The following is a 13,278-nucleotide window of genomic DNA, read 5'->3' on the forward strand; positions in this document are numbered from 1 at the left end:
GCAAGGAGCGGATCCCCGCCGAGGCGGCGGGCGGTCCGGGACGGCCGGGCTGATGCCGGTCCTGTCTCCCGCATGCAACGACGAATGAACGGAACCCCCGTCCGGGGACGGAAAGGATGACCATGATGGAACGCAGTTTATCAATGGAACTTGTACGGGTAACGGAGGCCGCCGCGCTCAATTCGGCGCGCTGGATGGGCCGGGGCCTGAAAAACGAAGCCGATGACGCGGCGACGACCGCGATGCGGACAGTGTTCGATACGATCCCGATGCAGGGTGTCGTCGTCATCGGCGAAGGTGAGATGGACGAGGCGCCAATGCTCTACATAGGCGAGGAACTCGGCACAGGCTCGGGCCCTGCCGTCGATGTCGCGGTCGATCCGCTCGAAGGCACGAACATCGTCGCGGCCGGCGGCTGGAACGCGCTCGCCGTCCTGGCCGTCGCAGACCGCGGCAACCTGCTCCATGCGCCTGACATGTATATGGAAAAACTCGCCGTCGGCCCCGAATCGGTCGGTCAGGTCGATATCGACGCGCCGGTCATCGACAACCTCCGCGCGGTCGCCAAGGCGAAGAACAAAGACATCGAGGACGTCGTCGCGACGATTCTCCACCGCGACCGGCACTCGAAGATCATCCATGAAATCCGCGAAGCCGGCGCGCGCATCAAGCTCATCAACGACGGGGACGTCGCCGGCGCGATCAATACCGCGTTCGACGAAACCGGCGTCGATATCCTGTTCGGCTCCGGTGGTGCGCCGGAGGGCGTCATCGCCGCGGTCGGCCTGAAATGCCTCGGCGGCGAGATCCAGGGCCGTCTCGTCCCGTCGAATGAAACGGAGATCGAGCGCTGCCGCAAAATGGGCATCGAAGTGAACACGGTGCTCCGGATGGAAGACCTCGTCCGCGGCGACGATGCGATCTTCGCGGCGACCGGCGTCACCGACGGGGAACTCCTTTCGGGCGTCCAGTTCAAAGGCTCCTACGGCTCGACCCACTCGCTCGTCATGCGCGCGAAGTCGGGCACGGTCCGGTTTGTCGAAGGGCGCCACAGCCTGAAGAAAAAACCGCGTTATGTAATGGAATACTGATCCACCCATGCCCGGCGTGCTGCGCCGGGCATCTCCTTCTTATTTGATTCCCCCCGAACCGGGACGTCCCGGACCCCAACCAACCGAAAGAGGTGACCGCCCGTGGCGGAACAGACGCTGGCCGGCCTTCAGGACATGACCTTGAAGGAACTGTACGGCCTCGCCCGGAAATTCAACATTTCCTATTACAGCAAACTGACGAAAAAGGAACTCGTCCTCGCCATACTCAAGTCGAGGGCCGAACAGGAAGGATACTCCTTCATGGAAGGGATCCTCGAAATCATCCCGACCGAAGGCTACGGCTTCCTGCGCCCGATCAACTTCTCCCCGAGCTCGGAAGACATCTACATCTCCGCTTCCCAGATCCGCCGGTTCGATCTCCGAAACGGCGACAGAGTGAGCGGGAAAGTCCGCCCGCCGAAAGAGAACGAGCGGTATTACGGCCTGCTCCAGGTGAACGCCGTGAACGGGGAAGACCCGGAAACCGCGAAAGAGCGCGTCCACTTCCCGGCGCTCACGCCGCTTTACCCCGACCGGCAGATCCGCCTCGAGACGGAGCCCGGCAAGCTGTCGACCCGGATCATGGACCTCGTCGCGCCGGTCGGCTTCGGCCAGCGCGGTCTCATCGTCGCACAGCCGAAAGCCGGGAAGACGCAGCTGTTAAAGGAAATTGCGAACGCCATCACCGAAAACCATCCGGAAGCCGAGCTCATCGTGCTGCTCATCGATGAGCGGCCGGAAGAAGTGACCGACATCGAGCGGTCCGTCAAGGCGGACGTCGCCAGCTCGACATTCGATGAAACGCCGGACAACCACGTCAAAGTGTCCGAACTTGTGCTCGAGCGGGCAATGCGCCTCGTCGAGCACAAGCGCGACGTCATCATCCTCATGGACTCGATCACCCGGCTCGCGCGCGCATACAACCTCGTCCTCCCGCCGAGCGGCCGCACGCTGTCCGGGGGGATCGACCCCGCGGCGCTCCACCGGCCGAAGCGGTTCTTCGGCGCAGCGCGGAATCTCGAGGAAGGCGGCAGCCTGACAATCCTCGCGACCGCACTCGTCGAAACCGGCTCCCGGATGGACGACGTCATCTACGAAGAGTTCAAAGGCACCGGCAACATGGAGCTCCACCTTGACCGCCATCTCGCGGAACGCCGCATCTTCCCGGCCATCGACATCCGCCGCTCCGGCACTCGGAAAGAGGAGCTCCTCATCCCGAAAGACCGCCTCGAGAAACTGTGGGCGATCCGCCGCACCTTCTCCGACAACCCGGACTTCGCCGAGCGCTTCCTGAAGAAACTCCGGAATACGAAGGACAACGAAGAATTCTTCGGCCGGCTCGACAAGGAAATGAAGGAAAAGCGGGGCGGGAAAGGGCTGCTGTAAGAGCCGCGTACCCGTCCGAACGGGTGAAATTAATTGATTGCACCGGAGCTCGGGCGGTGTTATAATGAGACATGTAAGGTTGCGATTATCTGACAGCATATACGGTTCGCCTGTATGACCGTGTAAGGCTGCAGTACCCATAATAAAAACTCTGTTCCGGATGGTTCAGGGCGAGAGGAGAAACAATTCATGAAAACTGCAATTCACCCGGACTACAAAACAGCAACGGTCACTTGCTCTTGCGGCAACACGTTCGAAACAGGTTCCGTAAAAGAAGACATCCGCGTTGAGGTCTGCTCCGCATGCCACCCGTTCTACACGGGCCGCCAGAAGTTCGCTGCAGCCGACGGCCGGATCGACCGCTTCAACAAAAAATACGGCCTCAAAGAAGAAGGCCGCGACGAAGAATAATTTCGTCAACCCTACCCGCCCGGACACCCCGTCCAGGCGGGTTTTTAATTGCACGGGATCAGGCGGGGCGTGATTGAAGAGGAGCGTTATCTTTATTAAGGGGAACGTTATCTTTATCCGGCAAAGCGTTATCTTTATCGTGCGGAACGTTGTGGATCTCAGGTGAAACGTTGCTGATCTGGGGTGAGACGTTGTGTATCTCAGGTGAGACGTTGTGTATCTCAGGTGAAACGTTGTGTATCTCAAGCGAAACGTAATTACCCAAGCCAGAACGTTATTTATCCAACGCAAAACGATAACGATCCCGCCGCACTCATACCCCTCCGTCCGCACCCGCCATACCACATCCCGGCCAAAAATTAAAGACGGGAAATTGCACATCATATCCGTTAAGATTAAACTTCGGAAACCATGGACGGGGGAACAGCCCCTGGGATCGGAAAGGGGAATTCCGGATGTACGTTTCATTGCAGGGCGGCTGGGTCGAGGTGATCTGCGGCAGCATGTTCTCCGGGAAGTCGGAGGAGCTGATCCGGCGGCTCCGGCGCGCCCGTTTCGCCAAACAGGAGATCGCCGTCTTCAAGCCGGCGATCGACAACCGATACAGCGAGACGTCGGTCGTGAGCCACAACGGCGACGAGATCATCGCGATGCCGGTCGCCGAGGCCGGACAGATCTGGCGGCATATCGATGACCGCGTGGACGTCATCGGCATCGATGAGGCCCAGTTTTTCGACGAGGGAATCGTCCGGACGGTCGGGGAGCTCGCGGACCGCGGCTACCGCGTCATCGTGGCGGGTCTCGACCAGGACTTCCGCGGGGAGCCGTTCGGGCCGATGCCGAAGCTGATGGCGGTCGCCGAACACGTCACGAAACTGCAGGCGGTCTGCACGGTGTGCGGATCTCCGGCCAGCCGGACGCAGCGGCTGATCGACGGGAAGCCGGCGCACGCGGATGATCCGGTCATCCTCGTCGGTGCCTCGGAAGCCTATGAACCGCGCTGCCGGCTGCACCACGAAGTGCCGAACGGCGTGTCCGTGAAAAGCGGCTCACTCGAAGACGAATAAAAGACCAGGCACCCGACCGATGACGGCCGGGTGCTTTTCACGCTATAATGGAAAGATCATCAAGCACGATATGGGAGGACTCCCGGAATGTATGAACGGTTGCAGGCGGTGGAAGACCGCTATGAAAAACTGAATGAACTGCTGAGCGACCCGGAGATCGTGTCGGACTCCGGCTTGCTGAGGAAATATTCGAAGGAACAGTCGGACATCGCCCGGACGGTCGACGTGTACCGGTCGTACAAAGCCGCGACCGGCGAGCTGGAAGATGCCCGGCAGATGCTCGGCGACAAACTCGACGACGACATGCGCGAGCTCGTCAAAGAAGAAGTCGGGGAACTCGAGGAACGGATCGCCGCGATGGACGAGGAACTCAAAGTGCTGCTCCTGCCGAAGGACCCGAACGACTCCCGCAACGTCATCATGGAAGTCCGCGGGGCGGCGGGCGGCGACGAGGCCGCGCTGTTCGCCGGCGACTTGTTCCGCATGTACAGCCGCTACGCCGAGGCGAAAGGCTGGAAAACCGAAGTGATGGACGCCTCGCCGACCGGGCTCGGCGGATTCAAGGAGATCATCTTCATGATCACGGGGCACGGGGCTTATTCCCGACTGAAATTCGAGAACGGCGCACACCGCGTCCAGCGCGTGCCGGAAACCGAGTCGGGCGGCCGGATCCACACGTCGACCGCGACAGTCGCGTGCCTGCCGGAGGCGGAGGAAGTCGAGATCGAACTGCACGACAAAGACATCCGCGTCGACACGTTCGCCTCGAGCGGACCGGGGGGCCAGTCGGTCAACACGACGATGTCCGCCGTCCGCCTCACGCACATCCCGACCGGGACCGTCGTCTCCTGCCAGGACGAGAAATCCCAGATCAAGAACAAGGAAAAGGCGATGAAGGTGCTCCGCGCCCGCGTGTACGACAAATTCCAGCAGGAAGCACAGGCCGAATACGACGCCAAGCGGAAGTCCGCCGTCGGTTCCGGTGACCGCTCGGAGCGCATCCGGACGTATAATTTCCCGCAGAACCGGGTGACCGACCACCGCATCGGCCTGACGATCCAGAAGCTCGACCAGATCATCGGCGGCAAGCTCGATGAAGTGATCGACGCGCTCATCATGGAAGAACAGGCCGCCCGCCTGGAGCAGCTCGATGCAGCGGAATGACCGGATCGCCGGCGTTCTCGCCGAAGGAAAGCGGCGCCTCCGGGAAGCGGGACGGGAAGAACGGGCCGCCGAACTTCTCATGCAGCATGTGCTCGGCACCGGCCGGACGGGACTGCTCGTCCGGCTTCCGGATAAGATCGGCGAAGAAAGCCGGACTGCTTTTATTGAAGGAATCCAAAAGATGGCCGCCGGCGTCCCGGTTCAGCACGTGACGGGCGAAGAGGAATTCCTCGGCCGGACTTTCCGGGTGACGCCGGACGTCCTCATCCCGCGACCGGAAACCGAGGAACTCGTGGACGGCGCTCTCCGCAGGGCGGCGAAGATCTGGCCGGCGGACGCGCCGGTCCGGATGGCCGACATCGGCACGGGGAGCGGCATCATCGCGGTGTCGCTTAAGCTCGGCCGGCCCGCGGCGGACGTCACGGCGACCGACATTTCACCGGACGCCCTTGAAGTGGCACGTGAAAACGCCGGCCGTCTCGGCGCAGATATTTCATTCCTGAAAGGGGACATGGCCCGGCCGCTCGAAGGCGCCCGGTGGGACGTCGTCCTGTCGAATCCGCCGTACATCGCGGAAAGCGAATCGTCCGGCATGTCGGACACCGTCACGGGCCACGAACCGCACGGCGCTTTATTCGCAGAGGAAAACGGGCTCGCCCATTACCGGACACTCGCGGCGGAACTGCCGGCGCTCATGAACCGGCCGGGACTCATCGGACTTGAAATCGGCCATCTCCAGGGGCCGGCCGTCTCCGCGATGTTCGCGGCCGCCCTCCCTGACGCCCGCACGGAAGTCGTCCGGGACATCAACGGCAAAGACCGATTCGTATTTTGCGAGCTTCCCGCCGAAAAATAAAAGATTCGTTGAATAGATTCCTCCCGTCCTGCCCACAATGCGGGCAAGGGAGGAACGAATATGCTGACAGACTACAACATTCGCAAAACCGCTTCGGGAAAAGAAAAGCTGCGGGCCGCGATTCCGTTTATTGAATTCATCTTGATGTTGCTGATCGTCCAATGCGCGCTGTTCCTGTTGACGGGTTCCGGCGCGGAAGAGGAGGCGAGCATGCTCAGGATCCGCGTCATCGCGGACAGCAACCACGCCTCCGCACAGGCCGAAAAGCGGGAAGTCGTCGGACTGATCGCGCCGGCCGTCGAGCGGGCGCAGCGCGAGAGCCGGACGCCCGAAGAGCTCATTCGCCGGCTGGACGCGGAGCTTCCGGCACTGATCGGAGGCGTCTCCGGTGAGGTGCGGCTTGAACACGGGGCCGCCCTGTTCCCGCCGAAGATGTTCCGGGGAGGCGTCCTTCCCCAGCAGGAGGCGGATGCGTGGGTCGTGACGATCGGGAGCGGCCGCGGCGACAACTGGTGGTGCGCCCTGTTCCCGGACGTCTGCGACCCGCCGAAAGAAGAAGCGAAGGAAGCAAAAGCAGAAACCGAGGAAAACGAGCCGGTCACATTCTTCATCGTCGAATGGCTGAAAGGGCTGTTCGGCTGAACGTCCGGCGTGGAAAGGAAGATGAACATGGAAACGGATAAAGCGGTGCTGACGGGGAACGGAGACGACGAACGCTTCGAACAGGCGGTCCGCCTGCTTCTGGGAGGCGAGCTCGTCGCCTTTCCGACTGAAACAGTGTACGGCCTCGGCGCCCTCGCCACTTCCGAGGAAGCGGTCCGGAAGATCTACCGCGCAAAAGGACGGCCGTCGGACAACCCGCTCATCGCCCACGTCGGAACGGCCGAAGAAGTCGGACGCTACGCGGCGGACGTGCCGGCAACTGCCCGGAAGCTGATGGACGCATTCTGGCCGGGCCCGCTCACGCTCATCCTGAAAGCGGCCCCCGGCGTGTTCGCCCCGTCGGTCACGGCCGGCCTCGACACCGTCGGAATCCGCATGCCGGATCACCCGGCCGCACTCGGACTNGGCGCACGCGGATGATCCGGTCATCCTCGTCGGTGCCTCGGAAGCCTATGAACCGCGCTGCCGGCTGCACCACGAAGTGCCGAACGGCGTGTCCGTGAAAAGCGGCTCACTCGAAGACGAATAAAAGACCAGGCACCCGACCGATGACGGCCGGGTGCTTTTCACGCTATAATGGAAAGATCATCAAGCACGATATGGGAGGACTCCCGGAATGTATGAACGGTTGCAGGCGGTGGAAGACCGCTATGAAAAACTGAATGAACTGCTGAGCGACCCGGAGATCGTGTCGGACTCCGGCTTGCTGAGGAAATATTCGAAGGAACAGTCGGACATCGCCCGGACGGTCGACGTGTACCGGTCGTACAAAGCCGCGACCGGCGAGCTGGAAGATGCCCGGCAGATGCTCGGCGACAAACTCGACGACGACATGCGCGAGCTCGTCAAAGAAGAAGTCGGGGAACTCGAGGAACGGATCGCCGCGATGGACGAGGAACTCAAAGTGCTGCTCCTGCCGAAGGACCCGAACGACTCCCGCAACGTCATCATGGAAGTCCGCGGGGCGGCGGGCGGCGACGAGGCCGCGCTGTTCGCCGGCGACTTGTTCCGCATGTACAGCCGCTACGCCGAGGCGAAAGGCTGGAAAACCGAAGTGATGGACGCCTCGCCGACCGGGCTCGGCGGATTCAAGGAGATCATCTTCATGATCACGGGGCACGGGGCTTATTCCCGACTGAAATTCGAGAACGGCGCACACCGCGTCCAGCGCGTGCCGGAAACCGAGTCGGGCGGCCGGATCCACACGTCGACCGCGACAGTCGCGTGCCTGCCGGAGGCGGAGGAAGTCGAGATCGAACTGCACGACAAAGACATCCGCGTCGACACGTTCGCCTCGAGCGGACCGGGGGGCCAGTCGGTCAACACGACGATGTCCGCCGTCCGCCTCACGCACATCCCGACCGGGACCGTCGTCTCCTGCCAGGACGAGAAATCCCAGATCAAGAACAAGGAAAAGGCGATGAAGGTGCTCCGCGCCCGCGTGTACGACAAATTCCAGCAGGAAGCACAGGCCGAATACGACGCCAAGCGGAAGTCCGCCGTCGGTTCCGGTGACCGCTCGGAGCGCATCCGGACGTATAATTTCCCGCAGAACCGGGTGACCGACCACCGCATCGGCCTGACGATCCAGAAGCTCGACCAGATCATCGGCGGCAAGCTCGATGAAGTGATCGACGCGCTCATCATGGAAGAACAGGCCGCCCGCCTGGAGCAGCTCGATGCAGCGGAATGACCGGATCGCCGGCGTTCTCGCCGAAGGAAAGCGGCGCCTCCGGGAAGCGGGACGGGAAGAACGGGCCGCCGAACTTCTCATGCAGCATGTGCTCGGCACCGGCCGGACGGGACTGCTCGTCCGGCTTCCGGATAAGATCGGCGAAGAAAGCCGGACTGCTTTTATTGAAGGAATCCAAAAGATGGCCGCCGGCGTCCCGGTTCAGCACGTGACGGGCGAAGAGGAATTCCTCGGCCGGACTTTCCGGGTGACGCCGGACGTCCTCATCCCGCGACCGGAAACCGAGGAACTCGTGGACGGCGCTCTCCGCAGGGCGGCGAAGATCTGGCCGGCGGACGCGCCGGTCCGGATGGCCGACATCGGCACGGGGAGCGGCATCATCGCGGTGTCGCTTAAGCTCGGCCGGCCCGCGGCGGACGTCACGGCGACCGACATTTCACCGGACGCCCTTGAAGTGGCACGTGAAAACGCCGGCCGTCTCGGCGCAGATATTTCATTCCTGAAAGGGGACATGGCCCGGCCGCTCGAAGGCGCCCGGTGGGACGTCGTCCTGTCGAATCCGCCGTACATCGCGGAAAGCGAATCGTCCGGCATGTCGGACACCGTCACGGGCCACGAACCGCACGGCGCTTTATTCGCAGAGGAAAACGGGCTCGCCCATTACCGGACACTCGCGGCGGAACTGCCGGCGCTCATGAACCGGCCGGGACTCATCGGACTTGAAATCGGCCATCTCCAGGGGCCGGCCGTCTCCGCGATGTTCGCGGCCGCCCTCCCTGACGCCCGCACGGAAGTCGTCCGGGACATCAACGGCAAAGACCGATTCGTATTTTGCGAGCTTCCCGCCGAAAAATAAAAGATTCGTTGAATAGATTCCTCCCGTCCTGCCCACAATGCGGGCAAGGGAGGAACGAATATGCTGACAGACTACAACATTCGCAAAACCGCTTCGGGAAAAGAAAAGCTGCGGGCCGCGATTCCGTTTATTGAATTCATCTTGATGTTGCTGATCGTCCAATGCGCGCTGTTCCTGTTGACGGGTTCCGGCGCGGAAGAGGAGGCGAGCATGCTCAGGATCCGCGTCATCGCGGACAGCAACCACGCCTCCGCACAGGCCGAAAAGCGGGAAGTCGTCGGACTGATCGCGCCGGCCGTCGAGCGGGCGCAGCGCGAGAGCCGGACGCCCGAAGAGCTCATTCGCCGGCTGGACGCGGAGCTTCCGGCACTGATCGGAGGCGTCTCCGGTGAGGTGCGGCTTGAACACGGGGCCGCCCTGTTCCCGCCGAAGATGTTCCGGGGAGGCGTCCTTCCCCAGCAGGAGGCGGATGCGTGGGTCGTGACGATCGGGAGCGGCCGCGGCGACAACTGGTGGTGCGCCCTGTTCCCGGACGTCTGCGACCCGCCGAAAGAAGAAGCGAAGGAAGCAAAAGCAGAAACCGAGGAAAACGAGCCGGTCACATTCTTCATCGTCGAATGGCTGAAAGGGCTGTTCGGCTGAACGTCCGGCGTGGAAAGGAAGATGAACATGGAAACGGATAAAGCGGTGCTGACGGGGAACGGAGACGACGAACGCTTCGAACAGGCGGTCCGCCTGCTTCTGGGAGGCGAGCTCGTCGCCTTTCCGACTGAAACAGTGTACGGCCTCGGCGCCCTCGCCACTTCCGAGGAAGCGGTCCGGAAGATCTACCGCGCAAAAGGACGGCCGTCGGACAACCCGCTCATCGCCCACGTCGGAACGGCCGAAGAAGTCGGACGCTACGCGGCGGACGTGCCGGCAACTGCCCGGAAGCTGATGGACGCATTCTGGCCGGGCCCGCTCACGCTCATCCTGAAAGCGGCCCCCGGCGTGTTCGCCCCGTCGGTCACGGCCGGCCTCGACACCGTCGGAATCCGCATGCCGGATCACCCGGCCGCACTCGGACTGCTCCGGCGGATCGGACAGCCCCTCGCCGCACCGAGTGCCAACACGAGCGGAAAACCGAGTCCGACCGCGGCCGATCACGTGCTGGCGGACATGCACGGAAAAATCCCTTACATACTGGACGGCGGCCGCACCGGCATCGGCATCGAATCGACCGTCCTCGACCTGACGGCGGACGTCCCGACGATTCTTCGTCCGGGTGCGGTGACGGCGGCGATGCTTGAACCGGTCATCGGCCCGGTCAACGGATCCGCAGAAGCCGCTGAAGCCGGAGCCGGCGCCCCGCGCGCCCCCGGCATGAAATACACCCACTACTCTCCCGACGCGCCGGTGTTTTTGATCGCGCCGGATCTCGCGGCGATCCGGTCGGCGGTCGGGCAACTGCACGCCGACGGCCGCCGGGTCGCACTCGTCGCGCCCGAAGGATTCGGGGAAGCGGGCGCCGACTGGTTCTTCCGCGCCGGGCGCCCGGGAGACCCCGAATCCGTCTCCGCCGACCTGTACGACGCCCTCCGCGCCTGCGACGGAACCGACGCCGACCTCATCCTCGCCGCCGCCACGGACGAAACCGGCATCGGCCGCGCCGTCATGAACCGGCTCGGCAAAGCCGCCGGCGGCAGATGGTTCGGAGAAAGAAATGAATGAAGAACGGCAGGACGCCTCGGCGCCCTGCCTTTTTTGGTGTGTGGGAGTGTATGTGGGAGTGTGGAGGTTTTATCTTCAGGGTGAGTCGTCCGCATCTGGCCCTGAGTCGTCCGCATCCGGGTCCGAGTCGTCCGCATCGGGCATCGAGTCGTCCAGGTTTTCTTTTCCAGGATTGAGTTGTCCTATTCGGCCCTGAGTCGTCCGCATTCGGGTCCGAGTCGTCCGCATCGGGCGTCGAGTCGTCCAGGTTTTCTTTTCCAGGATTGAGTCGTCCGCATCCGGGTCCGAGTCGTCCGCATAAGGCGTCGAGTCGTCCAGGTTTTCTTTTCCAGACGTGAGTCGTCCGCATCTGGCCCTGAGTCGTCCGCATCGGGCATCGAGTCGTCCAGGTTAAAACTGGGAAACTCATTCATAATGGTGAAATCCTGAAAGTTTTATTTTGCGGCATTATTGGCTCTCAAAATTGAATTTTGGAGGAAAAAGCGGGGGTCAAAATTAAAATTTGATGTAAAGCGCGCCGACAGGACAGCTTTTGGATAATTCCAACTCATGCTATGGTAGAAAAAAAGGGGGTCAGTCTAATCAAATCGATATCCATTTTATACAGCTACGGGTTGGAACGTTTTTTAATTCGCGCGAAAAAAGCAAGTCACCGCAAAGTATCTGAGATTGAGAAACGGTTGTATACGGTGAGTGCCGGAATTGCAGGGGAGAAAAAAGTGCTTGAGTATATTCAAAAACTGCAATATCCCTTTCCGTTTCGCGTCTTATGGGATGTCCGGCTGCAAGTATCGCCCGGCCAGTTTGTGCAAATTGATTTGCTTGTGCTGACCCCCACGAGGATCATCATTTACGGGCCGGCTCCGGTTTGAAGAGGGCCCGGCCCGGCTGGATAAAGTGGATCCGGACGGTTATGCAATCGACAGCTATGAATGCCCGGCTCTGCAGTTGGAGGAGGAGATGGCGGATCTTCGGTACTGGTTGAGTTGCCGGGATATCCCGTATTTTGTGGACGGAGATGTTGTGATGACGGCAAACTCGGTAATTGAGAAGGCTACGAAAGGGCGTAGCAAGGTGATGCGGTTAAGGGAGATCCGCCGTCACCTCGAAGAAGAACGGGTCGGGCCGGTTGGGCGAGACGAGGCGGATTTGGATAATCTTGTTCAATATATACTGGACTCACAGGAACCCTATTTTCAGTTCCCTTTGAGAGAGCAGTTTAATATTCAGGAAGATGAAATTTATTGGGGACCCATTTGCGATGAGTGCGGAGGAACCGTGTTTAAGAAGACCCAGCGAATCTGGACATGTGAAAGCTGCAAAAGACAATGTGAGGATGTTGAGGCAAAGACACTTCTTGATTGGTTCTTACTAAGAAGCCGGCTGATCACAAGTGAGGAGGTGCGCAAACTGTTTCGCCTTTTAACCAGGCAGGCCGCCGGACGGATTCTCCGGAAATTTCAATTGGATAGAATCATGGAGGCGCGTACTATTTATTATTCATGGAATTACAAAGGGCTTCGGCTGCCGCTCAGATTGTCGCCGGGTCAGCAGGAGGCTGATTGGAACAGAGAAACGGCCATGCTGAGGTGAGTGAGTCGTCCGCATTCGGCCGTGAGTCGTCCGGATCCGGGTCCGAGTCGTCCGCATCGGGCGCCGAGTCGTCCAGGTTTTCTTTTCCAGGAGTGAGTCGTCCGCATGCGGCCGTGAGTCGTCCGCAACCGGGTCCGAGTCGTCCGCATCCGGCCCCGAGTCGTCCAAGTTTTTATTTCCCGCCCCGCCGCCCAACCACACCCTGCCCCCGGCTCATGTCCCGCCCTCAATCCGCATAGGTTGGATGGATAATGGGAAATGGAGGGGGTCGGATGTGGCAGGAACCGGTGGCGGGGGTGTTGACGGCGGTGGATGCGGTTGCCGTCTATGCCGTTCTGCCGCTGAAGAGGAAGCGTCTGCTGCTCGCGGTCTGGACAGCCGTGCTTCATATGTTGTTCCCGCTGGCGGGTTTTCTGGCCGGCGGGGCTGCTGCCGACTTGCTTGCCGGCCTCGGCGTTTATCTTTCGGCGGTCCTGCTCGTGCTGCTCGGGCTTCATATGATGCTGGCGGATGAAGGGGCGGACGTGAAGATGCCGCCGTTCATGCTTGCCGCCCTCCTCAGTCTCGACGCCTTTTCAGTGAGCGTGTCATTTGGTATGCTTCAGTTAGACATGATCCGGTTTATCGCGAGTGCCGGGATGAGCGCTTTCATCTTGTCGTGCGGGGCTCTCTATATGAGGGGGACGTTCGGCAGGATCGGCGGGCGCCGGCTCCGGCTGATCGCCGGGGCGGGGCTCATCCTCATGGGGATCCTCCCGTTGCTCCCGTGAACACGGATCGGACGGAGG

15 protein-coding genes and 1 pseudogene are annotated in these 13,278 nt (G+C 61.4%); all 16 read left to right on the top strand.

Annotation, left to right across the window (positions count from 1 at the left end):
- The first annotated feature begins 125 nt into the window (after nt 1–125).
- The 16 genes and pseudogenes from glpX to BN1189_RS09265 all read left to right on the top strand — a co-directional run bounded on the left by glpX (nt 126) and on the right by BN1189_RS09265 (nt 13,260).
- Nucleotides 126–1,091: a class II fructose-bisphosphatase gene (glpX, locus tag BN1189_RS09195; protein WP_040227613.1), complete on the top strand. Its 966-nt coding sequence runs from the start codon at nt 126–128 to the stop codon at nt 1,089–1,091.
- A gap of 102 nt (nt 1,092–1,193) precedes the next feature.
- Entirely contained in the window at nt 1,194–2,477 is a 1,284-nt protein-coding gene (gene rho, locus BN1189_RS09200) for a transcription termination factor Rho (RefSeq protein WP_040227614.1), read from the top strand.
- A 189-nt stretch (nt 2,478–2,666) separates the two neighbouring features.
- The gene (gene rpmE, locus BN1189_RS09205) at nt 2,667–2,888 is read left to right on the top strand and encodes a 50S ribosomal protein L31 (protein WP_040227616.1); all 222 of its coding nucleotides are present in this window, start codon (nt 2,667–2,669) and stop codon (nt 2,886–2,888) included.
- Between the two features lie 455 nt (nt 2,889–3,343).
- Complete coding sequence (locus tag BN1189_RS09210; protein WP_040227618.1) at nt 3,344–3,955, top strand: thymidine kinase; 612 nt, start codon at nt 3,344–3,346, stop codon at nt 3,953–3,955.
- Nucleotides 3,956–4,042: 87 nt separating this feature from the next.
- Nucleotides 4,043–5,119 (top strand): peptide chain release factor 1, encoded by a 1,077-nt coding sequence (prfA, locus tag BN1189_RS09215; protein WP_040227619.1) that lies wholly within the window; start codon nt 4,043–4,045, stop codon nt 5,117–5,119.
- Entirely contained in the window at nt 5,106–5,975 is an 870-nt protein-coding gene (gene prmC, locus BN1189_RS09220) for a peptide chain release factor N(5)-glutamine methyltransferase (protein ID WP_052455782.1), read from the top strand. Before prfA (BN1189_RS09215) ends, prmC (BN1189_RS09220) begins: the two co-directional genes overlap by 14 nt.
- Before the next feature lie 60 nt (nt 5,976–6,035).
- The gene (locus BN1189_RS09225) at nt 6,036–6,617 is read left to right on the top strand and encodes a stage II sporulation protein R (protein ID WP_052455783.1); all 582 of its coding nucleotides are present in this window, start codon (nt 6,036–6,038) and stop codon (nt 6,615–6,617) included.
- Between the two features lie 27 nt (nt 6,618–6,644).
- A complete protein-coding gene (locus tag BN1189_RS09230) occupies nt 6,645–7,058 on the top strand; it encodes an L-threonylcarbamoyladenylate synthase (RefSeq protein WP_082194212.1) in 414 nt (137 codons plus the stop codon).
- A pseudogene (locus tag BN1189_RS16530) lies at nt 7,045–7,167 on the top strand (thymidine kinase); the annotation flags it as partial. The gene BN1189_RS09230 and the pseudogene BN1189_RS16530, both read left to right, overlap by 14 nt.
- Before the next feature lie 87 nt (nt 7,168–7,254).
- Entirely contained in the window at nt 7,255–8,331 is a 1,077-nt protein-coding gene (prfA, locus tag BN1189_RS09235) for a peptide chain release factor 1 (protein WP_040227619.1), read from the top strand.
- Nucleotides 8,318–9,187 carry a peptide chain release factor N(5)-glutamine methyltransferase gene (gene prmC / locus BN1189_RS09240; protein ID WP_052455782.1) on the top strand — a complete coding sequence of 290 codons (870 nt, stop codon included), beginning with the start codon at nt 8,318–8,320 and terminating at the stop codon, nt 9,185–9,187. Before prfA (BN1189_RS09235) ends, prmC (BN1189_RS09240) begins: the two co-directional genes overlap by 14 nt.
- Before the next feature lie 60 nt (nt 9,188–9,247).
- Nucleotides 9,248–9,829: a stage II sporulation protein R gene (locus tag BN1189_RS09245; protein ID WP_052455783.1), complete on the top strand. Its 582-nt coding sequence runs from the start codon at nt 9,248–9,250 to the stop codon at nt 9,827–9,829.
- A 27-nt stretch (nt 9,830–9,856) separates the two neighbouring features.
- Nucleotides 9,857–10,897 (top strand): L-threonylcarbamoyladenylate synthase, encoded by a 1,041-nt coding sequence (locus tag BN1189_RS09250; protein ID WP_040227622.1) that lies wholly within the window; start codon nt 9,857–9,859, stop codon nt 10,895–10,897.
- A 554-nt stretch (nt 10,898–11,451) separates the two neighbouring features.
- The gene (locus tag BN1189_RS16805) at nt 11,452–11,769 is read left to right on the top strand and encodes a nuclease-related domain-containing protein (RefSeq protein ID WP_040227623.1); all 318 of its coding nucleotides are present in this window, start codon (nt 11,452–11,454) and stop codon (nt 11,767–11,769) included.
- 88 nt (nt 11,770–11,857) lie between these two features.
- Nucleotides 11,858–12,490: a hypothetical protein gene (locus tag BN1189_RS09260; protein ID WP_143242289.1), complete on the top strand. Its 633-nt coding sequence runs from the start codon at nt 11,858–11,860 to the stop codon at nt 12,488–12,490.
- Between the two features lie 272 nt (nt 12,491–12,762).
- The gene (locus BN1189_RS09265) at nt 12,763–13,260 is read left to right on the top strand and encodes a manganese efflux pump (protein ID WP_040227626.1); all 498 of its coding nucleotides are present in this window, start codon (nt 12,763–12,765) and stop codon (nt 13,258–13,260) included.
- Nucleotides 13,261–13,278 lie beyond the last annotated feature (18 nt).

The sequence above is a fragment of the Bhargavaea cecembensis genome, from assembly GCF_000826125.2.
GTDB classification, from domain to species: Bacteria; Bacillota; Bacilli; order Bacillales_A; family Planococcaceae; genus Bhargavaea; species Bhargavaea cecembensis_B.

Bases quoted from the DNA above. Each gene is read 5' to 3' on its own strand.
- prmC (WP_052455782.1), top strand. From the start codon at position 8,318: ATGCAGCGGAATGACCGGATCGCCGGCGTTCTCGCCGAAGGAAAGCGG.
- BN1189_RS09265 (WP_040227626.1), top strand. From the start codon at position 12,763: ATGTGGCAGGAACCGGTGGCGGGGGTGTTGACGGCGGTGGATGCGGTT.
- prmC (WP_052455782.1), top strand. From the start codon at position 5,106: ATGCAGCGGAATGACCGGATCGCCGGCGTTCTCGCCGAAGGAAAGCGG.
- BN1189_RS09245 (WP_052455783.1), top strand. From the start codon at position 9,248: ATGCTGACAGACTACAACATTCGCAAAACCGCTTCGGGAAAAGAAAAG.
- prfA (WP_040227619.1), top strand. From the start codon at position 7,255: ATGTATGAACGGTTGCAGGCGGTGGAAGACCGCTATGAAAAACTGAAT.
- prfA (WP_040227619.1), top strand. From the start codon at position 4,043: ATGTATGAACGGTTGCAGGCGGTGGAAGACCGCTATGAAAAACTGAAT.
- BN1189_RS09225 (WP_052455783.1), top strand. From the start codon at position 6,036: ATGCTGACAGACTACAACATTCGCAAAACCGCTTCGGGAAAAGAAAAG.
- BN1189_RS16805 (WP_040227623.1), top strand. From the start codon at position 11,452: ATGGTAGAAAAAAAGGGGGTCAGTCTAATCAAATCGATATCCATTTTA.
- BN1189_RS09250 (WP_040227622.1), top strand. From the start codon at position 9,857: ATGGAAACGGATAAAGCGGTGCTGACGGGGAACGGAGACGACGAACGC.
- glpX (WP_040227613.1), top strand. From the start codon at position 126: ATGGAACGCAGTTTATCAATGGAACTTGTACGGGTAACGGAGGCCGCC.
- rpmE (WP_040227616.1), top strand. From the start codon at position 2,667: ATGAAAACTGCAATTCACCCGGACTACAAAACAGCAACGGTCACTTGC.
- BN1189_RS09260 (WP_143242289.1), top strand. From the start codon at position 11,858: ATGGCGGATCTTCGGTACTGGTTGAGTTGCCGGGATATCCCGTATTTT.
- BN1189_RS09210 (WP_040227618.1), top strand. From the start codon at position 3,344: ATGTACGTTTCATTGCAGGGCGGCTGGGTCGAGGTGATCTGCGGCAGC.